This window comes from Streptomyces monticola, assembly GCF_042665355.1.
GTDB lineage: Bacteria > Actinomycetota > Actinomycetes > Streptomycetales > Streptomycetaceae > Streptomyces > Streptomyces monticola.
The window spans coordinates 83,967-104,301 of the sequence record NZ_JBHTCF010000022.1 but is presented as its reverse complement, the minus strand read 5'-3'; the positions used below and the strand labels follow the sequence as shown (position 1 = coordinate 104,301).

Below are 20,335 nucleotides of genomic sequence, written 5' to 3'. Positions count from 1 at the left end.
GGGCTCAAGACGGCTTGAGCGGATCGTGCCCGAGTGACATCAGACGGTGCCGGGTGGAGCGGTCGGCGGCGTCGGGTTCGCGCTCCCCGTCCACGTAGGTGTCCACCGTGTCGACGACCTTGCGCATCAGGCGCAGATCGTCGCCGGTGAGGTCCATCCGGCGTTTCTGCAGGATCGCGAGCACGTGCTGGCCGGCCTCGGAGCCGGCGTGCTCCGGCAGCGGCTCGGTGTGCTCGCCCGCCTCACGGGTCCGCAGCCAGGCGCTGAGCTCCTGCGAGGTCATGTTCACCGCGCTGTGGAACTCGTCCCAGAGCGCGTCGAGTTCCAGCTGTTCCAGGTCGGCCATGGTCTCCCTCCCTGGTGTGTGGCGTCGTTGCGTACGGCTTGCTCCCGGGTGTGCCGCGTACGGCTTGCTCTCGTACGACGGCGTGGTCGGGCCTCGGCCCGGCTGCGGCGCCCCCCGGGGGAGTGGGGCTGCCGCGCCGAGCCGAGGAAACCTCCGAGTGCCCCGTCGTCGGTGGCTTAATCCTGCTGTGCGATCTGGATCAGATTGCCGCAGGTGTCGTCGAACACGGCCACCGTGACCGGGCCCATGGTCACGGGCTCCTGGGTGAAGCGGACACCGAGGCCGCTCAGGCGGCGGAACTCGGCCCGCACGTCGTCGACGGCGAAGGACGTGTAGGGGATGCCGTCCTCGACCAGGGCCTCCTTGAACGGCTTCGCCGCGGGGTGGCCGTCGGGCTCGAGCACCAGCTCCGTGCCCTCGGGGGCGTCGGGGGAGACGACGGTGATCCAGCGGTCCTCGCCGAGCGGGACCTCGTGCTTCTTCACGAAACCCAGGGTGTCCGTGTAGAAGGCCAGGGCCTTGTCCTGGTCGTCCACAAGCACGCTGGTCAGGTTGATCCTCATGGGCTCTCCGGTGTCGGGCGCGGTGCGCGCCGGGTCCACCGCTCGGCGATCTGCTCCAGCGGTGCGGTGTTCAGGTCATGGAATTTGTAACGCCCCTCGCGCCGGGTCTCCACGAGCCCGGCCGCCTCCAGGACGGCCAGATGCTGCGAGACCGCCTGCCGGGTCAGCGAGAGCTGGTGGCGCATGGCGAGCCGGGTGCAGATCTCGAAGAGCGTCTGCCCCTGCCGGTCCGCGAGCTCGTCGAGGATCGTCCGGCGTGTGGGGTCGGCCAAGGCTTTGAAGATGTCGTCGGCCATACCGCCACTATAGGCAAGTACTCACTTGCCTATCAAGTCCGACCAGCTGCGATACGGGTGTACGTCGCCGTATGCCCCGGCGCTGACGGCAGCCGGACGCGAGTCGGCCGACCGCGCCCCTTCCGGATTCTTGAAACACGTTCTACTGTGTGCGCCGCCGCAGGACCGCCATCTGCCTGGAGGGGCCGTGCACCTCGAATACACGCCGGAACAGCAGCAGTTGCGCACCGAGCTGCGCGCCTACTTCGCCGAACTGGTCCCGGACAACGCCTATACCCGGTACGAGGATCCGGCCGAGCAGAAGCGGTTCTACCGCGAGACGATCCGCCGCCTCGGTACGGACGGCTGGCTGGGTGTGGGCTGGCCCGAGGAGTACGGCGGCCGCGGCCTGAGCCCCATGGAACAGTTCATCTTCTTCGACGAGGCCGCCCAGGCCGGCGTACCGCTGCCGCTGATGGCCCTGAACACAGTCGGGCCCACGATCATGCAGTTCGGCACCGACGAGCAGAAGGCGTACTTCCTGCCGAGGATCCTCTCCGGCGAGCTCGACTTCGCCATCGGCTACAGCGAGCCCGACGCCGGTACCGACCTCGCCGCGCTGAAGACGAAGGCCGTCCGCGAGGGCGACGAGGAGACCGGTCACTACACGGTCAACGGCCAGAAGATCTGGACGACCAACGGCGACACCGCGGACTGGGTCTGGCTCGCCGTGCGCACCGACCCCGAGGCGCCCCCGCACAAGGGCATCACCATGCTCCTGGTGCCGACCTCGGACCCCGGCTACTCCTGCACCATCATCAACACCCTTGCCTCGCACGACACGACGGCCAGCTACTACGAGGACATCCGGGTTCCCGTGTCACGCCGTGTCGGCCAGGAGAACAAGGGCTGGCGGCTGATCACCAACCAGCTCAACCACGAGCGCGTCACCCTCGCCGCACACGGCACGATGGCGATCCGGGCCCTGCACAACGTGCAGCGCTGGGCCGCGGAGACCAAGCTGGCCGACGGGCGCCGCGTCATCGACCTCGGCTGGGTCAAACAGCGTCTGGCCCGTACGCACACCAAGCTGGACGCGATGAAACTCCTCAACTGGCAGATGGTGAACGCCGTCCAGAACGGCACGCTCACCCCCCAGGACGCCTCCGCCGTCAAGGTCTACGGCTCCGAGGCGCGCAGGGACGCCTACGCCTGGCTGATGGAAGTGGTCGGCTCGGCGGGCCCGCTGAAGGAGGGCTCGGCCGGCGCGGTCCTGCACGGCGAGCTCGAACGCGGCTACCGCTCGGCGGTCATCTTCACCTTCGGCGGCGGCAACAACGAGATCCAGCGCGAGATCATCTCGTGGATCGGCCTGGGGATGCCGAGGGTGCGGCGCTGACCGGTCTCCGCGCCCTTCGAGCCGCCGCACCGCCGCGCGCTCGCCGGCCGACAGCGGGAATTGAGACGCTCCGCCTGGGCACCCGCTGCGCATGGCAGTTCTCAGGAGAATCGCACGTCCGATGCTGGCCTCCACGTTCGTCACCGGAGGCCTGAAGACACTGTGGCACCCGGAGCAGGTGGCCGGGGCGGCCGAGCCGGTGGCGGTGCCCGTCGCCGAACGGGTCGCCCCGCTGCCCGAGAGCCCCGAGCAGCTGGTGCGGATCAACAGCGCCGTCCAGGTCGGCGCGGGCACGCTGCTCGCCCTCGGCCGGTTCCCGCGCGCCTCGGCGCTCGCCCTCGCGGCCACGCTCGTACCGACGACGCTCGCGGGCCATCCGTTCTGGACGATCGACGACCCCGACGAACGGGCCGCCCAGCGCATCCACTTCCTCAAGAACCTGTCCATGCTGGGCGGGCTGCTGATCACGGCCGCGGACACCCACGGCAAACCGTCCCTGGCGCGTCAGGCCCGGCGCTCCGCCCACCAGGCCCGCCGCTCGGCCGGTCAGGTCCGTAAGTCGGCCCAGCGTGGGGCCCGGCGCTCGGCCAGGGCGGGCCGGCGTTCGGCCGAGGCGGGCCGGCGCAGGACCCGGCGAGTGGCCGCCCGCTCGGCGCACCGCGCGCAGTCGGCTGCCCAGCGCACTCCGGTGCCCGGCCGCCGGTGATCTACTGGAGCGGAGCCGTGGCACGTCATGCGGCACGGCGACACGACGGCAGGGAAGGTACGCAGCGTGCTGATCGACCTCACCGGTAAGACGGCCCTCGTCACGGGCTCCACCCAGGGAATCGGCGCCGCCATCGCCGCCGGTCTGGCCCGCGCCGGGGCGCGCGTCGGTGTCAACGGGCGGTCCAAGGAATCCGTCGACGCCGCCGTCGGGCGGCTCGGCGGCGAGCAGTCGGGGACCGGGCCGGGGGCCGCGCCGGGGGCGGCCTTCGTGGCGGCGCCGGGCGACATCACCGCCGACGACGGCCTCGCCCAGGTGCTCGACGCGCTCCCGCAGGTGGACATCCTCGTCAACAACCTGGGCATCTTCGGCGCGCGGCCCGCCCTCGACATCGACGACGCCGAATGGCGCCGCTACTTCGACGTGAACGTACTGGCCGCCGTCCGCATGATCCGCGCGTACCTGCCCGGCATGAAGGAGCGCGGCTGGGGCCGGATCCAGAACATCGCCAGCGACTCGGCCGTCGTCATTCCCGCCGAGATGATCCACTACGGCATGTCCAAGACCGCGCTCCTCGCGGTGTCCCGCGGCTTCGCCAAGGAGGCCGCGGGCACCGGCGTCACGGTCAACTCAGTGATCGCGGGCCCCACGCACACCGGCGGCGTCGAGGACTTCGTCTACGAACTGGTCGACCGCGACCTGCCCTGGGACGAGGCGCAGCGCGAGTTCATGCGGCTGCACCGGCCCCAGTCCCTCATCCAGCGCCTCATCGAGCCCGAGGAGATCGCCCACATGGTCGTCTACCTGAGCTCCCCGCTGGCCTCGGCCACGACGGGCGGCGCGATCCGCGTGGACGGCGGCTATGTGGACTCGATCGTGCCCTGAGGTCTCCCTGGGCGGGTGCCGCAGTTGTGAATCCTGCCGTGTCGAGGAGCCACAGTGATCGACATCCTCGCGTACGTCCTGCTCGTCACCGCCGCCGCCGGCCTCCCACTCGCCCACTGGTCCCAACTCCCGCCCTGGAAACGGCGATAGCCCCCGAGCCGGCCGCCTGAGCGGCCACCCCGCCGTGGAGCTCCCTGCCCACTACCCTGCGGGCAGGAGGTGCGGCATGCGCGCAGCGGATCCCGGGCTCTTCGGGCCCTCATCGGTGACCTGGCACCTGCACGGGGACCCCGTCATGTGGATCGCCGGGGTCAGGGCCCTGTATCTGCAGGCCCTGCATCCGCGGGCGGTGCGCGGGGTCATGCAGAACTCCGACTTTCGCAAAGACGCCTGGGGACGTCTGATGCGGACCGCCAACTTCGTCGGCACCCTCAGCTACGGCACCACCGAGGCCGCCGAGAAGGCCGGTGCGCGGGTGCGGCGGATCCACCGGCTCCTCAAGGCCACCGACCCGGGTACCGGTGAGGTCTACGGCGTCGACGAGCCGGAGTTGCTCCTGTGGGTGCACTGCGCGGAGATCGACTCGTATGTCGAGGTCGCGCGCCGCTCCGGCTTCCCGCTCACCCCGGCCCAGGTCGACCGGTACATCGGCGAACACCGTGAGAGTGCCCGCATGGTGGGCCTGGATCCCGAGGGCGTACCCGCGAACCGGGCGGAGCTGGATGCCTACTTCGCGCGCGTGCGGCCCGAACTCGCCGCCGGGCCCGAGGCACGGGCCGTCGACGACTTCCTGCAGCGCCCGCCCACGCCGCTGCCCCTGGTCCCCGCCCGCGAGCTGGTGTGGAAGCGGGTGGCGAACCTGGCGTACGGCGCGCTGCCGCCCTACGCCCATGAGTTGTACGGCCGGGCCGCACCGGCACCGGGGGTGGTGGACGTACGCCTGAGAGCCACGGGTAACATCCTTCGCTGCATTCCCGCGCGGCTACGCTGGCAACTTCCGCCCAAGCACATTCTGCGGGCCATGACGCGACTCGGTCCGGGCAGCCGCCCCGCACCGTACAAACTCCGCGGACGGGCGGCCATACTGGACGGGCCGGGGAGGGCGACGCGAGGCGACGGGGGCGACAGCGCGAGATGGCGGACACCAGGCTGATCCAAGGCCGGTACCGGCTGCTCGATCTCATCGGGCGCGGCGGCATGGGCGAGGTGTGGCGGGCCCGCGACGAATCGCTCGGCCGGCACGTCGCCGTCAAGTGCCTCAAACCGCTCGGACCGCAGCAGAGCGACGCCTCGTTCGGCCGGGTCCTGAGGGAACGCTTCCGGCGCGAGGCGCGGGTCGCGGCGTCCCTGCAGCACCGCGGCATCACCGTCGTCCACGACTTCGGCGAGGACGACGGGGTTCTCTACCTGGTGATGGAGCTGCTCGAAGGGCGCAATCTCAGCCAGCTCCTGGACGACAACCGCAAGGACCCGCTCGCCGTACCCGACATAGTCGAGATCACCGAGCAGGTCGCGCACGCCCTCGCGTACACCCACGACCAGGGCATCGTGCACCGCGACCTGAAGCCCGCGAACATCATGCGGCTCACCGACGGCACGGTGAAGATCTGCGACTTCGGCATCGCCAGGCTCGGCCACGACATCGGCTTCACCGCCAAGCTCACCGGCACCAACATCGCCATGGGCACCCCGCACTACATGTCGCCCGAGCAGATCGGCGGCGAGCACGTCGACCACCGCAGCGACCTCTACTCCCTCGGCTGCGTCCTGTACGAGATCGCCACCGGCGCCCCGCCGTTCGACCTCGCCGACGCCTGGGCCGTACTCGTCGGGCACCGCGACACCGCGCCGCAGCCGCCCCGCACCCACCGCCCCGAACTCCCCGAGTTCCTGGAGCGGATCGTCCTCGACCTGCTCGCCAAGACACCGGAGGAGCGGCCCTACGACGCCCGTGAGCTCGCCCGCCGTATCGTCATCGCCCGCGACGGAGCCGTGACACGACCCGAAGGCATCGCATCGGGACGGCCCGAGCAGCCCCCGAGCGGTGAGCCGCGCCTTCCGTCCTGGACCCGCGGCATGACCACCGGGCACAAGGCCACAGGGGCCGTCGATCTGCGCGCCACCCCGCCCGACACCTCAGCGGGGCTCACCGGCGAGTGGATCTCCCGCGTCGACGGCCGCCGCACCCCGCAGGCCGGGCTGCCCCAGGCGCCCGAACGGCCCACGCCGCCCCCGGAGTTGCTCGCCGTCCTGGCCAGCCGTCACAACGCCGGTCTCAGCCTGGGCCGGCTCGGCCGCTGGGACGAGGCGGGCGAGGTGCACCGCGCGGTGGCCGCCGAACGCGAGCACGCCCTCGGCCCCGACCACGCCGATACCCTCGCCAGCCGTTACGAGGTCGGCTTCACGCTCAGCCGCACCGGCCGGGCCGCCGACGCCCTGCGCGAGTACGAGCGGGTCGCCGAGGGCCGCGAGCGTACCCTCGGCGCCGACCACGCCGACACCCTCGCCGCCCGCCAGGAGATCGCGTACGTACTCGGCCAGCTGGGGCGGCACTTCGAGGCCCACCAGGTGTACACAGCGGTCCTGACCGCCCGGGAACGGTCCCCGCGCCTGGGCCCCGACCACCCGGACACCCTGCGCTGCCGCCACAACCTCGCCTACAACCTCAGCCGCCTCGGCCGCCTGGAGGACTCCTACCGGATGGCCCGCGACGTGGCCGCCGCCCGTGCCCGCGTCCTGGGCGCCGCCCACCCCGACACGCTGGTCACCCAGTACGAAGTGGCCTACGCGCTCGGCCAGTTGGGGCGCTGGAGCGAGGCCCTGCAGGCCTACCGCGAGGTCGCCGAGGCCCGCAGGCAGGCACTCGGCCCCGACCATGTCGACACCCTCGCCGCCCGCTACGAAGTCGGCATCAGCCTCGGCCGTCTGGGCCGCAGCGCCGAGGCCCTCACCCTTTACCGCGACCTCGTCGACGACCGCACACGGCTGCACGGCCCCGAGCACCCCGAGACGCTGCGCGCCCGTCACGGCCTGGGCGTCAACCTGGGCCGTCTCGGCCGCTGGGAAGAGGCGCTCGACGAGGCCCGCGCGGTCTGCGGCATCCGGGAACGCGTCCTGGGCGCCGACCATCCCGACACCCTGGTCAGCCGGCGCGAAGTGGCCGTCGGCCTGGGCTGGTTGAACCGCTGGGCGGACGCCCTGGCCGAGTACCGCAAGGTCGCCGCCGCCCGGGAACGCGTCCTGGGCGCCGCCCACCCCGACGCCCTCGCCAGCCGCAACGACGAGGCCCACTGCCTGGAGCAGCTGGGCCGCGGCGCGGAAGCGGCCGAGCTGTACCGGAAGGTCGCGGCCCTGCGCCAGCAGCGGCGCTGAGTCACCGGGGCGCTGAGTGACCGGGGCGCTGAGTGACCGGGTCGCTGAGCCACCGGGGAGCGTGGCGGCGTCAGGCCGCGCACGCGCCGATCGCCCGGCCGAGCACCGCCTGTTCGGCGTCCGGAAGGCGGCGGGCGGCATGCACCATGTGCAGCGCGGTCAGCAGGCGTACCCGGTCCTCTTCCGTGCCAAGGTCGCCCAGGTACGGGGGCAGGACGAGACCGAGTGCCATCAGGTCGCCGCGGGCGCAGAAGGCGTCGAACAGCTCGGTGAGGAACGGCTCGGCGGCGCGCGGCGCAAGCGCCCCGGTCGCGCGCAGTCCCGCGGCGACGGCGCCGCGGGTCCAGTCGGCGTACTGCCCCTGCGGCAGCTCGTCCAGGTGTGCGGCGGCGAGCCCGAAGTGCTCGCGTGCGGCTTCCGCGTCGCCGAGGTCGTCGTGGGTCCTGGCCATGTTCAGATGCAGGGAGGCGTAGAAGCCCTTGACCCGGTCGTCGCCGACCCGGTCCGCGCGCCGAAGGCACTCCCGGTTCCAGCGCAGGGTCCGTTCGGGGGTCGGCTGGTGGCGGGCGAGGTAGTGGGCGGCGACACAGGCCTCGTAGTCGTCACCGGCCGTCGCCCACGCCTCCTCGAACAGGGCGCGGGCCTCGGCTTCGCGGCCCTCGGCCTCGGCCTGCATGCCCTGGGAGCACAGCTTTACTACGGGGTTGGAGGGGTCCACGGGGTGCGGCTCTCTTCGTAAGGGGAGGGGGGGAAGAGGGGGGAAGGGGAGGGCGAAAGTGGTCAGGTCTCGTCGTCGGCCACCGGCATCACCAGCGTGGTGAAGCTGCCCTGGTCCGCCGAGCGGACCACGACGGGGCCGGTGGGCGCGGAGATCTCCAGGAGCACATCGGGTCCCACCCCGGCGTCGAGCGCCGGCACCAGGACCTCGGGGTCGAAGGAGATGCTCAGCGGGCCGCCGGTGCACAGCGCGGGCAGCGTGTCCGGCTCACGGTCGCCGTGGTCGACGCAGTCGAAGTGGTTGCCGTGGTTGCCGTGGTCGCCGGGATCGCGGGGGACGAGGGTGAGCCGCTGCCCGCCGGTCCGCAGCGACACCGGGCCGCCACCCGCAGCCGCACCCGCCCCCACGAGCCGGCCGCGCAGCGCGGTCCGGTCCGTGATGATCCGGTGCCGGACGGCGGGCAGCCCTTCGAGGACGAGCCGGTAGTCGGGGAAGGTGTCGTCGACCGTCGCCAGCATCCGCACGTCGCTCTCGCCGCGCAGCCGCGTGCCGCCCTCGTCCACCTCGATGGTGAGCTCCTCGCGGCGCATCGCCCAGGCGGCCGCGTCCCGCAGCTCCTCGGCACCGACGAGGAGCGAACGGGGCGCGCCCTCGGGGGAGCGGGCGCGCAGGGTGCGCACGGCCAGGCGGTAGCGGTCGGTGGCGACCAGGCGTAGCTCGGGGCCGTCCAGTTCGACCAGGACGCAGCCGAGTACGGGGAACTCCTGGCGGGCGTCGCCGGTGGCCACCGCCGGTGCCACCTGCCGTACGGCGCTGGCCAGTTCGGCCCCGCCGATACGGGCCGCCGTCCATGGGCCGTGGCCGCGGGGCAGGTCCCGCAGCACCTCCTCGACCGCGGACTGTGCGGCCGCCGCCGTGTCCCGGGCCTTGCGGGCGTGCTGCTCCAGGACGGCGCGGGCCTCCTCGTGGCTGCCGTCGAGCACCACGCAGGCGTCGGTGAGCGGCATCCCCGCCTCGCGCAGCCGCCGCACCAGGACCGCACGGGTCTCCTGGCCGGGGGAGTAGGAGCGGTAGCCCGTGTCGCCGTCCACGTGGGCCGGGTGCAGCACCCCGCAGTCGTCGTAGAAGCGCAGGGCGCTCGGGGCGAGGCCCACCCGGCGGGCGAAGGCGCCGATGCTCATCAGCGCGTCGGTGTCGTTCATGGTCGAGATTCTCGGCGTTCAAGCGACTTGAAGGTCAAATTGACCGCCGGGCCACGCTGGCCGCGGTCCACCGCGCGTGTTACGAAGAGCCATGCCTACCCCAGCTCGCCCCGCCCGCTCCGCCTATGACGCCGTGATCGTGGGCGGTGGGCACAACGGCCTGGTGGCCGCCGCCTATCTCGCCCGCGCCGGGCGCTCCGTGCTCGTCCTCGAGCGGCTCGGGCACACCGGTGGCGCCGCCGTGTCGACGTATGCCTTCGAGGGGGTGGACGCGCGGCTCTCCCGCTACTCGTATCTGGTGAGCCTGCTGCCGAAGAAGATCGTGCGGGATCTGGGGCTCACCTTCGCGGTCCGCAAGCGGGACGTGTCGTCGTACACACCCGTCGAACGCGACGGCAGGGCGACAGGGCTGCTCGTCGCCGGGCCCGCGTCGCGCACCAGGGACGCCTTCCGTCAACTGACCGGCTCGGACCGGGAGTTCGAGTCCTGGCAGCGGTTCTACGCCCTGACAGGGCGCGTCGCCGAGCGGGTCTTCCCCAGCCTCACCGAGCCGCTGCCCTCCCGGGCGGAGCTGCGGGCGCGGATCGATGACGAGGAGGCCTGGCGGCTGCTCTTCGAGGAGCCCATCGGGGTCGCGGTGGAGGAGAACTTCGCCGACGACCTGGTCCGCGGTGTGGTCCTCACGGATGCCCTGATCGGCACCTTCGCCGATGCCCACGACCCGTCGCTGCGGCAGAACCGCTGCTTCCTGTACCACGTCATCGGCGGCGGCACCGGCGACTGGGACGTGCCGGTCGGCGGCATGGGGGCGCTCACCGACGCGCTGGCGGGGGCCGCCCGTGACGCCGGCGCCGAGATCCGGACGGGGCACGAGGCGCTGCGGATCGAGACCGACGGTGAGCGCGCACAGGTCGCCTTCCGCACGGACGACGGCACCGAGTCCGTGGCCGCGGCCCGGCACGTCCTGGTCAACGCCTCCCCGCAGGCCCTTGCCGGACTGCTCGGCGAAGAGCCGCCGCAGCCGCCCGCCGAAGGCGCCCAGCTCAAGGTCAATATGCTCCTGAAGCGGCTGCCGCGCCTGAAGGACCAGGAGGTGGACCCGCGGCGCGCCTTCGCCGGGACCTTCCATATCGCCGAGGGATACGAGCAGTTGGCGACCGCGTACGCCGAGGCCGCGGCCGGCCGGGCACCCGCCGCGCCGCCGTCGGAGATCTACTGCCACTCCCTGACGGATCCCTCCATCCTCGGCCCCGAACTCGCCGCCGACGGCTACCAGACCCTCACCCTCTTCGGTCTGCACACCCCGGCCCGGCTCTTCACCGACGCCAACGACGCCGTCCGCGACGAGCTCCTGAAGGCCACGCTCGCCCAGCTGGACGCGCACCTGGAGGAGCCGGTCGCGGAGTGTCTGGCCACCGACGCGCAAGGCCGCCCCTGCATCGAGGCGAAGTCCCCGCTCGACCTGGAACGCGAGCTGCGGCTGCCGGGCGGCAACATCTTCCACCGCGACCTCGCCTTCCCCTACGCCCAGGAGGGCACCGGCCGCTGGGGCGTGGAGACCGCGCACGCCAATGTGCTGCTGTGCGGGGCGGGCGCGGTGCGGGGCGGCGGCGTGAGCGGCATTCCCGGGCACAACGCGGCGATGGTGGCGCTGGGGTTGTAGGCGGGGCGGGGCGGGGCGGGCGGGACGAGGCGAGGCCAGGACAGGGGGCGTGGCGCTCGGCTCTGGGGTCAGTCCGCGGACGCGGTCCAGCCCTTCGCCTCGATCCGGGCGGCGTCCGCCGGGCGTGACTCGTCGAAGACGGTCCGTGCGCCGTCGTCGACGCGGATCCCGTCGACGTACGCCCCGCGCCCCACGTACAGCTGGTCCGTCGCATAGCGCCAGCGCAGCCGCACCGGCTTGCCGCGGAACGCTCCGAGCGGAGCCGTCAGTCGGTGCCATACGCGGCCCGAGTAGCCGGTCACGGAGCCGGCCGGGTGCTCCAGCGGGTCCCGGCCCGCGCGTACGGTCGTGAAGGGCACCGCCTGCCAGGTCGCCCCGTCGTCGCCGGACGCCTCCAAGTGCAGCTTGTCGGAGCCGGGTTCGGAGTCCCACCACAGGGAGCAGCGCAGCCGGGCGCGGTCCGATGCCAGGGTGAGGGCGGGCAGTGCGAGGGTGGCCGAGGCCGAGCCCGCCATGCCGGAGAACCAGGCCGTACGGCCGTGCGCGGGCCGCACCGGGACGGCGCGGGCGAGCCGGTTGGCCGTCGCCACGCGGGGCGCGGAGCCGGAGCGCCAGCTGCGCACCGGATGCACGGAGTTGCCGAGCACCACCAGGAACGAGTCGGTCGTCGGGTCGAGGACGAGCGAGGTGCCGGTGAAGCCGGTGTGCCCGGCGGTGCGCGGTGTGGCCATCGCGCCCATGTACCAGTGCTGGTAGAGCTCGAAGCCGAGGCCGTGCTCATCGCCGGGGAAGGCGGTGTTGAAGTCGGTGAACATCAGCTCCACCGACTCCGGTTCCAGGATGCGGGCCCGCCCGTAGGAGCCGCCGTTGAGGAGCGTACGGCCGAGGACGGCGAGGTCCCAGGCGCAGGAGAACACGCCCGCGTGCCCGGCGACACCGCCCAGGCTGAAGGCGTTCTCATCGTGCACCTCGCCCCACACCAGGCCCCGTTCGAGGCCTGACCAGGGGGCGCGGGCGTCCTCGGTGGCGGCGACCTCGGGCTTCCAGGCCGCGGGCGGGTTGTAGCGGGTGCGGCGCATGCCCAGGGGCGCGGTGATCTCGTCGTGGAGGAGCTGGTCGAGGCGGCGGCCGGTGAGCTTCTCCAGGACCAGCTGGAGCGAGATGAGGTTGAGGTCGGAGTAGAGGTACTTGGTGCCGGGCGGGTTCAGCGGCGCCTCGTTCCAGATGAGACGGAGCTTTCCCTCGTACGTCGGCTCCTTGTAGAGCGGGATCCAGGCGCGGAAACCCGAGGTGTGGGTGAGGAGCTGACGGATCGTGATGTCCTGTTTCCCGGCTCCGCCGAACTCCGGCAGATACGTCGCCACCTTGCCTTCGAGTGCCAGGCCGCCGCGTTCGATCTGCTGCACGGCGAGGATCGAGGTGAAGAGCTTGGACACGGACGCCAGGTCGTAGACCGTGTCGGCGGCCGCCGGGATCTGCTGCTCGGGCGGGAACTCCACGGCGGTGTCGGTCTTCTCGTCGTACGCCTGGTAGCGCACCGCCATCCCGATCGGCTGGTGCAGGGCCACCGTCCCGCCGCGCCCGGCGAGCAGGACGGCGCCCGCGTACCAGGGGTGCTTGGGGGAGGGGCCGAGGAACTTCTCGGCGTCGGCGACGAGTTGGCGCAGCTCGCCGGGGAGCAGCCCGGCGCGTTCGGCGGAGCCGGGGCGCAGGGTGGGGCGGTCCTTGCCTTCGCGGGCGGCGGCGGGCCCGGCGGGGAACGGCGCGAGAGCCACTGTTCCGCCGAAAGCCAGTGCACCCGCCGCGACTTGACGTCGCGTAAGGCCGGATCTGCCGCTGTTCGCCCTGCCCTCGTCCATGGCCCCGTCCTCCCGCTGTGTATGCCGCGCTCAAGCCCGCGCCGAGCTGGTGCCGGGCTTCACCGAGCCCGGCGCTGAAAGAATCTTTCGGAACTGCGCCCAGCAGGTGAAACTTTCTTGCCGGGGTGGGGTGCTGTCAAGCCTCCGTGAGTGGCGTGGCGCCGGACGCAAAGAATCTGACACTGCATCAGAAAATCTCTTCCGTCGAAAGCCGCGCTGCGGCATTCTGCGGCCATGCAGACGGAGCTGAGCAAGAAACTGGGAGTCGAGCACGCCATCTTCGGCTTCACGCCGTTCCCCGCCGTGGCCGCCGCCATCAGCAGGGCCGGCGGATTCGGTGTGCTCGGAGCGGTCCGCTACACGGCGCCCGACGACCTCAAACGTGACCTGGACTGGGTGCAGAAGCACACCGACGGCCTGCCGTACGGCCTTGATGTCGTGATGCCCGCGAAGAAGGTCGAGGGGGTCACCGAGGCCGATATCGAGGCCATGATCCCCGAGTCGCACCGGGAGTTCGTGCGCTCGACCCTCGCCAAACACAACGTCCCCGAGCTGCCCGAGGGCGAGGCGTCGGGCTGGCGGATCACCGGCTGGATGGAGCAGGTGGCCAGGAGCCAGCTGGACGTCGCCTTCGACTACCCCATCAAGCTGCTCGCCAACGCCCTCGGCTCGCCGCCCGCCGATGTCATCCAGCGCGCCCACGAACACGACATCCTCGTCGCCGCCCTCGCGGGCAGCGCCCGGCACGCCCGAAAGCACGCCGACGCCGGCATCGACATCGTCGTCGCCCAGGGCTACGAGGCGGGCGGCCACACCGGTGAGATCGCCTCCATGGTGCTCACCCCCGAGGCCGTCGAGGCGGTCGACCCGCTGCCCGTGCTCGCCGCCGGCGGCATCGGCAGCGGCGAACAGGTCGCCGCCGCCCTGGCGTTGGGCGCCCAGGGCGTCTGGACTGGGTCGATCTGGCTGACCACCACCGAGGCCGAGATGCACTCACGGCGGCTCACCGAGAAGCTCCTCGCCGCCACCTCCAGCGACACCGTGCGCTCCCGTGCCCTGACCGGAAAGCCCGCACGCCAGCTGCGCACCGAATGGACCGACGCCTGGGACGACCCGAGCGGCCCCGGCACCCTGCCCATGCCGCTGCAGGGTCTCCTGGTCGCCGAGGCCGTGTCCCGGATTCAGAAGTACGAGGTGGACGCGCTCCTTGGCACGCCCGTCGGGCAGATCGTCGGGCGGATGAACTCCGAGCGCAGTGTCCGGCAGGTCTTCGACGACCTGACCAGGGGCTTCGAGCGCGCTATCGACCGCATCAACCGGATCGCCGGACGCGCCTGACCGGCCGGCCGCCGACGAGAGGAGAGCGACGCCATGTCGAGCACGCCACCGCCCAACGGCTTCTGGGCGCAGGCCACCGCGGAGCCCGAGCGCACCGTCCTGATCGCACCCGACGGCGAGGAGTGGACGGCGGGGCGGCTGCACGCCGCCGTCAACCAGCTCGTGCACGGACTGCGCGCCGCGGGCCTGGAGCGCGGTGACGCCTTCGCGGTCGTCCTGCCCAACGGAGTCGAGTTCTTCACCGCCTATCTCGCCGCCGCCCAGGCCGGGTTCTACCTCGTACCCGTCAACCACCATCTGGTCGGCCCGGAGATCGCCTGGATCGTCTCCGACTCCGGGGCCAAGGTGCTGATCGCGCACGAGCGGTTCGCCGAAGCGGCCACCGCCGCCGCCGACGAGGCGAAGCTCCCGGCCACCCACCGCTACGCCGCCGGAGAGATCGAGGACTTCAGGCCCTACGCCGAACTCCTCGCCGGACAGCCCGAGTCGGCGCCCGACGGGCGCACCCTCGGCTGGGTCATGAACTACACCTCGGGCACCACCGGACGCCCGCGCGGCATCCGCCGCCCCCTGTCGGGCAAGCTCCCCGAGGAGTCCCACCTCGGCGGCTTTCTCGGCATCTTCGGCATCAGGCCCTTCGACGACAACGTGCACCTCGTCTGCTCGCCGCTGTACCACACGGCCGTCCTTCAATTCGCGGGTGCCTCCCTGCACATCGGGCACCGGCTCGTCCTCATGGACAAGTGGACGCCCCGCGAGATGCTGCGGCTCATCGACACGTACAAGTGCACGCATACGCATATGGTCCCCACCCAGTTCCACCGCCTTCTCGCCCTGCCCGAAGAGGTCCGCGCGTCCTACGACGTCTCCTCCATGCGGCACGCGATCCACGGCGCCGCGCCCTGCCCCGACCATGTGAAGCGCGCCATGATCGAGTGGTGGGGCAACTGCGTCGAGGAGTACTACGCGGCCAGCGAGGGCGGCGGCGCCTTCGCCACCGCCGAGGACTGGCTGAAGAAGCCCGGGACCGTCGGAAAGGCCTGGCCCATCAGTGAGTTGGCGGTCTTCGACGACGACGGCAACCGGCTGCCGCCCGGTGAACTCGGCACCGTATACATGAAGATGTCCACCGGCGGATTCTCGTACCACAAGGACGAGGCCAAGACGAAGAAGAATCGCATCGGGGATTTCTTCACCGTGGGCGATCTGGGAATTATCGACGAGGACGGCTATCTCTTTCTGCGGGACCGGAAGATCGACATGATTATTTCCGGCGGCGTGAACATCTATCCCGCCGAGATCGAATCCGCGTTGCTCACCCACCCGGCCGTCGCCGACGCCGCGGCCTTCGGCATCCCGCACTCCGACTGGGGCGAAGAGGTCAAGGCCGTCATCGAGGTGGCCGAAGGACACAGCGCAGATGACGCGCTCGCCGCCGCGATCCTCGCCCACTGCGAACGGCAGTTGGCCGGCTACAAGCGGCCCAAGAGCGTCGACTTCATCGAGACCATGCCACGCGACCCCAACGGGAAGCTCTACAAGCGGCGGCTGCGCGATCCCTATTGGGAGGGGCGGGAGCGGGCCGTATAGGAAGGATCCTGAGAAGGGCCCTGAGAAGGGCCCTGAGCAAGCCTTACCGGGAATTCACGGACGCGGTGATTCCGGTCACCAAAGGCTTTCGGGGATAGAGCGGGGACGGCGGTCCCGTTATGGTGGAATTCCCCCCGCAGCGGCCCGGTTGGCACGGGCGAGTACGCCTTCATACGGGTGTGCCCGCCCTGAGTACGGGCGTGCTCACCCGGGGGGAATTCCAGCACAGCACGTCCCCTCAGAGAGCAGTCAGCGCCATGCACCACGCCATGCCCGGGAGGGCTCCCCGCCGGGTCGTCGTCACCGGCGTGGGCGCCGTCACTCCGCTCGGCTCCGACGTTCCCGCGCTGTGGCGGTCCCTTCTGGAGGGGCGCAGCGGAGCACGGCAGCTGGAGGGCGAGGAGTTCGACGGGCTGCCGGTGCGCATCGGCGCCCCCGCGGCCGTCGAGCCCGCGGATCTGCTGCCGCGGGCGCAGGCGCGCCGGATGAACCGGGCCGCGCAGCTCGCCGTCGTCGCCGCCCGCGAGGCCTGGCAGGACGCGGGCTTCACCCCGGCCGAGACCACCGAAGGCATGCTGTCCGCCGACCGCACCGGTATCTCCATGGGCACGATCATCGGCGGCACCCCCGTCATGGTCGACGCGGACCGGGCGCTGCGCGCCAAGGGACCGCGGGGCGTGCCGCCGCTCGCCGCCCCCATGACGGTGCCCTCGCAGGCTGCCTCGCAGATCTCCATGGATCTGCACATCACCGGCGAGGCCCGCACCGTCACCAGCGCCTGCGCCTCGGGCACCGAAGCCATCGGCGCGGCCATCGACCGGATCCGGTACGGAAAGCTGGACGTGGCCCTGGCCGGCGGCAGCGAAGCGGTGATCACGCCCGCGCTGATGGCCTCCTTCGCCGCGATGCGGGCCCTGTCGCCGCGCAACGACGACCCCGCCGGGGCCTCCCGTCCCTTCGACAAGAACCGTGACGGCTTCGTGCTCGGCGAAGGCGCGGGCCTCTTCGTCCTGGAGTCGGAAGAGCACGCCCTGGCCCGTGGCGCCCGCATCTACTGCGAGGCCGCCGGGCACGGTCTGTCCGCCGACGCCCACCACATCGCCGCCCCCGACCCCACAGGCGCCGGTGTCGTGCGGGCCGTGCGGCGCGCCCTCGACGACGTCGGCGCGGAGCCGGCCGACGTAGCGCACATCAACGCCCACGCCACCGCGACCGTCGAGGGCGACCTCGCCGAGGCCAGGGCGCTGCGCGAGGTCTTCGGCGACGTGAGCGTGCCGGTCACCGCGCTCAAGGGGCACTTCGGGCATCTGCAGGGTGCCGCCGGCGGTGTGGAGGCCGTGGCGGCGGCGCTCACCCTGCACCACGGGGTCATTCCGCCCACGCTCGGCTGCGAGAACCCCGACGACGCGATCGGTCTGGACGTCGTGACGATGGCCCCCAGAGAGCTGGCGCCTGCCGGCGGGGATCTGGTCCTGAGCAACTCCTTCGGGTTCGGCGGGCACAATGCGGTCCTTGCGCTGCGGCGGTACGTCTAGGCGTTTGTCACGGACTGTGACCGCACCGTCGTCCCGGTCGCCGTATATCGCCCTGCGGGCTCGTCCTCAATCGCCGGACGGGTTTGATAGAAGGCCGCCCGGGCGGCGCCGGGCCGGAGTAGCTGAGAGCGTGTTGTCATGGCTACGAAACCGGGCCCGCTGACCACGGTCGGCACCACCGTGGTCCCCCTGGTCGCCCTCGTCGTCCTCGCCCTGACCTGGGGCCGTGACCTGCCGGGCCCGGTAGTGGTCCTGGTCACGCTGTGTCTCGCGGGGGCCGTGCTCTCCGCCGTCCACCACGCGGAAGTGGTGGCGCACCGGGTCGGTGAACCCTTCGGTTCCCTGGTGCTCGCGGTCGCCGTCACCGTGATCGAGGTCGCCCTGATCGTCACCCTCATGGCCGACGGCGGGGCGAAATCTTCCTCCCTCGCCCGCGACACCGTCTTCGCCGCCGTGATGATCACCTGCAACGGCATCGTCGGCCTCGCGCTGCTCGTCGGTGCCCTGCGCAACCGCGTCGCGGCCTTCAACACCGAGGGCACCGTGGCGGCCCTGGCCACGGTGGCGACGCTCGCCACGCTCAGCCTGGTCCTGCCGACGTTCACCACCAGCGCGCCGGGGCCCGAGTTCTCCACGGCGCAGCTGGCCTTCGCCGCCGTCGTCTCGTTCGCCCTGTACCTGTTGTTCGTGGCGATGCAGACGGTCCGCCACCGCGAGTACTTCCTGCCGGTCACCCGCGACGGCGAGGTGCTCGACCAGGAGGACCACGCGCATCCGCCGACCAACCGCGAGACCTTCCTCAGCCTGGCGCTGCTGTTCGCCGCCCTGGTCGCGGTGGTCGGCAACGCCAAGGGCGTCTCGCCCACGATCGAGTCGGGGGTCGACGCGGCGGGCCTGCCACAGGCCTTCGTCGGCGTCGTCATCGCCATGCTCGTGCTGCTGCCCGAGGCCCTGGCGGCCTATCGCTCCGCGCGCCGCGACCGCGTGCAGATCAGCCTCAACCTGGCGCACGGCTCCGCCATCGCCAGCATCGGCCTGACCATCCCGGCCATCGCCATCGCCTCGATCTGGCTGAACGGGCCGCTGACGCTCGGGCTCGGCGCCACGCACATGGTGCTGCTCGCCCTGACCGTCGTCGTCAGTGTCCTGACGGTGGTGCCGGGGCGGGCGACGCTGATGCAGGGCGGCGTACATCTGGTGCTGTTCGCGTCGTTCGTGTTCCTGGCGATCAGTCCCTGAGCAGTGCCGAGCGGTCCTCGTGCACGGTCGGGACCTGGCGCACACGAGAGCCCCCCACCGGCTGCGGTGCGGGGTTCTCGGTTCCCGGGCTCTTGGGGACCGGGGTCAGAGCAGGGTCGGGGCGCTCAAGTGGCGCTGGAGTCCGGGTCGTTGACGGTGATCGCCCCGGAGGGGCAGACGCCGGCGGCCATCTTGGCGGCCGTGCGGTCGGCGGGGGAGGGCTCCGCCTCCAGGAGGACTACGAGGCCCTCGTCGTCGTCCTGGTCGAAGACCTCGGGGGCGGTCAGGGCGCACATGCCGGCGCCGACACAGCGCTCACGGTCGACACTCAGACGCAGGGTTGTCATGACTGCTCCTTGTCCCAGGTGACGGGCAGACTGATCACGCCGTAGATATTGGCATGCTCGCGCAAGGGCACCTGCTCCGGGGGCACCGCCAGGCGGAGCCCGGGGAAGCGGGCGAACAGCGCGGGGAACGCGACGGCCATCTCGACCCGGGCCAGTTGCTGGCCGAGGCACTGGTGGGCGCCGTGTCCGAAGGCCAGATGGCCGGTGGCCTTGCGGTGGATGTCGAGCCGGTCCGGGTCGGGGAACTTCCCCGCGTCCCGGTTGGCGGCCTGCACGGACACGGTCACCGTCTCGCCCGCCTTGATCAACTGACCCTCTATCTCCACGTCTTCGAGCGCGGCCCGCGGGATGGGGTCGGCCACGCTGAGGTAGCGCAGCAGCTCCTCGACGGTCTGCTCCGCGAGGCCCGGGTCCGCGCGCAGGGCGTCCAGCTGGTCCGGGTTGCTCAGCAGGGCGAAGGTGCCGAGGGCGAGCATGTTCGCGGTGGTGTCGAGACCGGCGGCGAGCAGCACCCCGCCGACACCGATCAGCTCCTCCTCCGTGAGATCGGACGCGGTCAGATCGCTGAGCAGATCGTCGGTGGGCTCGGCCCGCTTGGCGGCGACGAGTTCACTCAGGAACTGATGGATGGCCCCGAACGCCGCGCCCTTCGCCTCCATGTCCGCGCGCTGGTCGAAGACGGTCGCCACATGGCTCTGGAAACGGTCCCGGTCGGCGTAGGGCACCCCGAGCAACTCGCAGATCATGAGCGCCGGCACCGGCTGTGCGAACACCTCCACCAGGTCGGCGGAAGTCCCCGCCTGCTCCATGGCGTCCAGGCACTCCACGGTGAACTGCTCGACCCGCTCGGTGAGCTGACGCATCCGGCGGACGGTGAACTTGCCCGTGAGCAGCCGCCGGTAGCGGGTGTGCTCGGGGGCGTCGAGGCCGATGAACTCACCGACAGGCGCCGGCGGCATCTCCGCCGGCAGGCCCTCCATCGGCATCGGCGGGTGCATGAGTTCGTAGCGTGAGCTGAACCGGGGGTCGGAGAGGACGGCGCGGGCCGCGGCGTGCCCGGTGACCAGCCAGCCGTCATGCCCGTCGGCGTGGCGAAGGCGGCGCACCGGCCGGTCGCTCAGGGCGGTGAGCCCGGCGGGCGGGTCGAAGGGGCAGCCGGTGTGCCGGTCGATCGGAAGCGTCGGCGGCTCCTCGGCTGCGGCAGAGGTGGCTGGGGCAGCGCCGGCGGCGGTCGTCGGGTCGTACGACATGGTGTGTCCTCCAGTGTGTGCTCGTGTGCTCGTGTGCTCGGATGCGCT

At 71.8% G+C, this 20,335-nt stretch carries 18 protein-coding genes; 10 read left to right on the top strand and 8 right to left on the bottom strand.

Annotation, left to right across the window (positions count from 1 at the left end; translation table 11 throughout):
* Window positions 1–4: 4 nt before the first annotated feature.
* From ACFQVC_RS35835 to ACFQVC_RS35825, 3 genes are all read right to left on the bottom strand, one after another.
* A complete protein-coding gene (locus ACFQVC_RS35835) occupies window positions 5–346 on the bottom strand; it encodes a DUF3140 domain-containing protein (RefSeq protein WP_381838607.1) in 342 nt (113 codons plus the stop codon).
* A gap of 176 nt (window positions 347–522) precedes the next feature.
* Window positions 523–909, bottom strand: a complete 387-nt coding sequence (locus ACFQVC_RS35830; RefSeq protein ID WP_381838605.1) for a VOC family protein — start codon at window positions 907–909, stop codon at window positions 523–525.
* Window positions 906–1,205: an ArsR/SmtB family transcription factor gene (locus ACFQVC_RS35825; protein WP_381838603.1), complete on the bottom strand. Its 300-nt coding sequence runs from the start codon at window positions 1,203–1,205 to the stop codon at window positions 906–908. The genes ACFQVC_RS35830 and ACFQVC_RS35825 overlap by 4 nt, the downstream gene beginning before the upstream one ends.
* A 187-nt stretch (window positions 1,206–1,392) precedes the next feature.
* Between ACFQVC_RS35825 and ACFQVC_RS35820 the strand changes: the two genes are divergently transcribed.
* The 5 genes from ACFQVC_RS35820 (at window position 1,393) to ACFQVC_RS35800 (ending at window position 7,546) form a co-directional block, all read left to right on the top strand.
* Entirely contained in the window at window positions 1,393–2,583 is a 1,191-nt protein-coding gene (locus ACFQVC_RS35820) for an acyl-CoA dehydrogenase family protein (protein ID WP_381838601.1), read from the top strand.
* A gap of 91 nt (window positions 2,584–2,674) precedes the next feature.
* Complete coding sequence (locus ACFQVC_RS35815; protein WP_381838599.1) at window positions 2,675–3,289, top strand: DoxX family protein; 615 nt, start codon at window positions 2,675–2,677, stop codon at window positions 3,287–3,289.
* Window positions 3,290–3,355: 66 nt separating this feature from the next.
* Window positions 3,356–4,174 carry an SDR family NAD(P)-dependent oxidoreductase gene (locus ACFQVC_RS35810; RefSeq protein ID WP_381838597.1) on the top strand — a complete coding sequence of 273 codons (819 nt, stop codon included), beginning with the start codon at window positions 3,356–3,358 and terminating at the stop codon, window positions 4,172–4,174.
* 226 nt (window positions 4,175–4,400) lie between these two features.
* Window positions 4,401–5,327 (top strand): oxygenase MpaB family protein, encoded by a 927-nt coding sequence (locus tag ACFQVC_RS35805; RefSeq protein WP_381838595.1) that lies wholly within the window; start codon window positions 4,401–4,403, stop codon window positions 5,325–5,327.
* Window positions 5,309–7,546 carry a serine/threonine-protein kinase gene (locus ACFQVC_RS35800; protein ID WP_381838593.1) on the top strand — a complete coding sequence of 746 codons (2,238 nt, stop codon included), beginning with the start codon at window positions 5,309–5,311 and terminating at the stop codon, window positions 7,544–7,546. The genes ACFQVC_RS35805 and ACFQVC_RS35800 overlap by 19 nt, the downstream gene beginning before the upstream one ends.
* Window positions 7,547–7,616: 70 nt before the next feature.
* Here the strand turns inward: ACFQVC_RS35800 and ACFQVC_RS35795 are convergent, their stop codons facing one another.
* Both ACFQVC_RS35795 and ACFQVC_RS35790 read right to left on the bottom strand, forming a co-directional pair.
* The gene (locus ACFQVC_RS35795) at window positions 7,617–8,264 is read right to left on the bottom strand and encodes a hypothetical protein (RefSeq protein WP_381838591.1); all 648 of its coding nucleotides are present in this window, start codon (window positions 8,262–8,264) and stop codon (window positions 7,617–7,619) included.
* A gap of 62 nt (window positions 8,265–8,326) precedes the next feature.
* A complete protein-coding gene (locus tag ACFQVC_RS35790; protein ID WP_381838589.1) occupies window positions 8,327–9,466 on the bottom strand; it encodes a DNA polymerase III subunit beta family protein in 1,140 nt (379 codons plus the stop codon).
* Between the two features lie 91 nt (window positions 9,467–9,557).
* Here ACFQVC_RS35790 and ACFQVC_RS35785 point away from each other — a divergent pair, with 91 nt between their 5' ends.
* Window positions 9,558–11,129, top strand: a complete 1,572-nt coding sequence (locus ACFQVC_RS35785; protein WP_381838587.1) for a phytoene desaturase family protein — start codon at window positions 9,558–9,560, stop codon at window positions 11,127–11,129.
* A 68-nt stretch (window positions 11,130–11,197) separates the two neighbouring features.
* Here ACFQVC_RS35785 and ACFQVC_RS35780 read toward each other — a convergent pair whose 3' ends face one another.
* Complete coding sequence (locus ACFQVC_RS35780) at window positions 11,198–12,988, bottom strand: serine hydrolase (protein ID WP_381838585.1); 1,791 nt, start codon at window positions 12,986–12,988, stop codon at window positions 11,198–11,200.
* Between the two features lie 234 nt (window positions 12,989–13,222).
* On the opposite strand from ACFQVC_RS35780, the gene ACFQVC_RS35775 reads away from it, so the two are divergent.
* The 4 genes from ACFQVC_RS35775 (at window position 13,223) to ACFQVC_RS35760 (ending at window position 18,690) form a co-directional block, all read left to right on the top strand.
* The gene (locus ACFQVC_RS35775) at window positions 13,223–14,326 is read left to right on the top strand and encodes an NAD(P)H-dependent flavin oxidoreductase (RefSeq protein ID WP_381838583.1); all 1,104 of its coding nucleotides are present in this window, start codon (window positions 13,223–13,225) and stop codon (window positions 14,324–14,326) included.
* 33 nt (window positions 14,327–14,359) lie between these two features.
* Window positions 14,360–15,916 (top strand): acyl-CoA synthetase, encoded by a 1,557-nt coding sequence (locus ACFQVC_RS35770; RefSeq protein WP_381838581.1) that lies wholly within the window; start codon window positions 14,360–14,362, stop codon window positions 15,914–15,916.
* A gap of 257 nt (window positions 15,917–16,173) precedes the next feature.
* Complete coding sequence (locus tag ACFQVC_RS35765; protein WP_381838579.1) at window positions 16,174–17,451, top strand: beta-ketoacyl-[acyl-carrier-protein] synthase family protein; 1,278 nt, start codon at window positions 16,174–16,176, stop codon at window positions 17,449–17,451.
* 138 nt (window positions 17,452–17,589) lie between these two features.
* Complete coding sequence (locus tag ACFQVC_RS35760) at window positions 17,590–18,690, top strand: calcium:cation antiporter (protein ID WP_381838577.1); 1,101 nt, start codon at window positions 17,590–17,592, stop codon at window positions 18,688–18,690.
* A 125-nt stretch (window positions 18,691–18,815) separates the two neighbouring features.
* Here ACFQVC_RS35760 and ACFQVC_RS35755 read toward each other — a convergent pair whose 3' ends face one another.
* A complete protein-coding gene (locus ACFQVC_RS35755; protein ID WP_381838575.1) occupies window positions 18,816–19,037 on the bottom strand; it encodes a ferredoxin in 222 nt (73 codons plus the stop codon).
* Window positions 19,034–20,287 carry a cytochrome P450 gene (locus ACFQVC_RS35750; RefSeq protein WP_381838573.1) on the bottom strand — a complete coding sequence of 418 codons (1,254 nt, stop codon included), beginning with the start codon at window positions 20,285–20,287 and terminating at the stop codon, window positions 19,034–19,036. The genes ACFQVC_RS35755 and ACFQVC_RS35750 overlap by 4 nt, the downstream gene beginning before the upstream one ends.
* Between the last annotated feature and the right edge of the window lie 48 nt (window positions 20,288–20,335).

Excerpts from the sequence above, each read along its gene's own strand:
- ACFQVC_RS35835 (WP_381838607.1), bottom strand. The coding sequence starts at position 346 with ATGGCCGACCTGGAACAGCTGGAACTCGACGCGCTCTGGGACGAGTTC.
- ACFQVC_RS35830 (WP_381838605.1), bottom strand. The coding sequence starts at position 909 with ATGAGGATCAACCTGACCAGCGTGCTTGTGGACGACCAGGACAAGGCC.
- ACFQVC_RS35790 (WP_381838589.1), bottom strand. The coding sequence starts at position 9,466 with ATGAACGACACCGACGCGCTGATGAGCATCGGCGCCTTCGCCCGCCGG.
- ACFQVC_RS35765 (WP_381838579.1), top strand. The coding sequence starts at position 16,174 with ATGCACCACGCCATGCCCGGGAGGGCTCCCCGCCGGGTCGTCGTCACC.
- ACFQVC_RS35825 (WP_381838603.1), bottom strand. The coding sequence starts at position 1,205 with ATGGCCGACGACATCTTCAAAGCCTTGGCCGACCCCACACGCCGGACG.
- ACFQVC_RS35805 (WP_381838595.1), top strand. The coding sequence starts at position 4,401 with ATGCGCGCAGCGGATCCCGGGCTCTTCGGGCCCTCATCGGTGACCTGG.
- ACFQVC_RS35770 (WP_381838581.1), top strand. The coding sequence starts at position 14,360 with ATGTCGAGCACGCCACCGCCCAACGGCTTCTGGGCGCAGGCCACCGCG.
- ACFQVC_RS35750 (WP_381838573.1), bottom strand. The coding sequence starts at position 20,287 with ATGTCGTACGACCCGACGACCGCCGCCGGCGCTGCCCCAGCCACCTCT.
- ACFQVC_RS35785 (WP_381838587.1), top strand. The coding sequence starts at position 9,558 with ATGCCTACCCCAGCTCGCCCCGCCCGCTCCGCCTATGACGCCGTGATC.
- ACFQVC_RS35775 (WP_381838583.1), top strand. The coding sequence starts at position 13,223 with ATGCAGACGGAGCTGAGCAAGAAACTGGGAGTCGAGCACGCCATCTTC.
- ACFQVC_RS35780 (WP_381838585.1), bottom strand. The coding sequence starts at position 12,988 with ATGGACGAGGGCAGGGCGAACAGCGGCAGATCCGGCCTTACGCGACGT.
- ACFQVC_RS35755 (WP_381838575.1), bottom strand. The coding sequence starts at position 19,037 with ATGACAACCCTGCGTCTGAGTGTCGACCGTGAGCGCTGTGTCGGCGCC.
- ACFQVC_RS35815 (WP_381838599.1), top strand. The coding sequence starts at position 2,675 with ATGGCAGTTCTCAGGAGAATCGCACGTCCGATGCTGGCCTCCACGTTC.
- ACFQVC_RS35800 (WP_381838593.1), top strand. The coding sequence starts at position 5,309 with ATGGCGGACACCAGGCTGATCCAAGGCCGGTACCGGCTGCTCGATCTC.
- ACFQVC_RS35760 (WP_381838577.1), top strand. The coding sequence starts at position 17,590 with ATGGCTACGAAACCGGGCCCGCTGACCACGGTCGGCACCACCGTGGTC.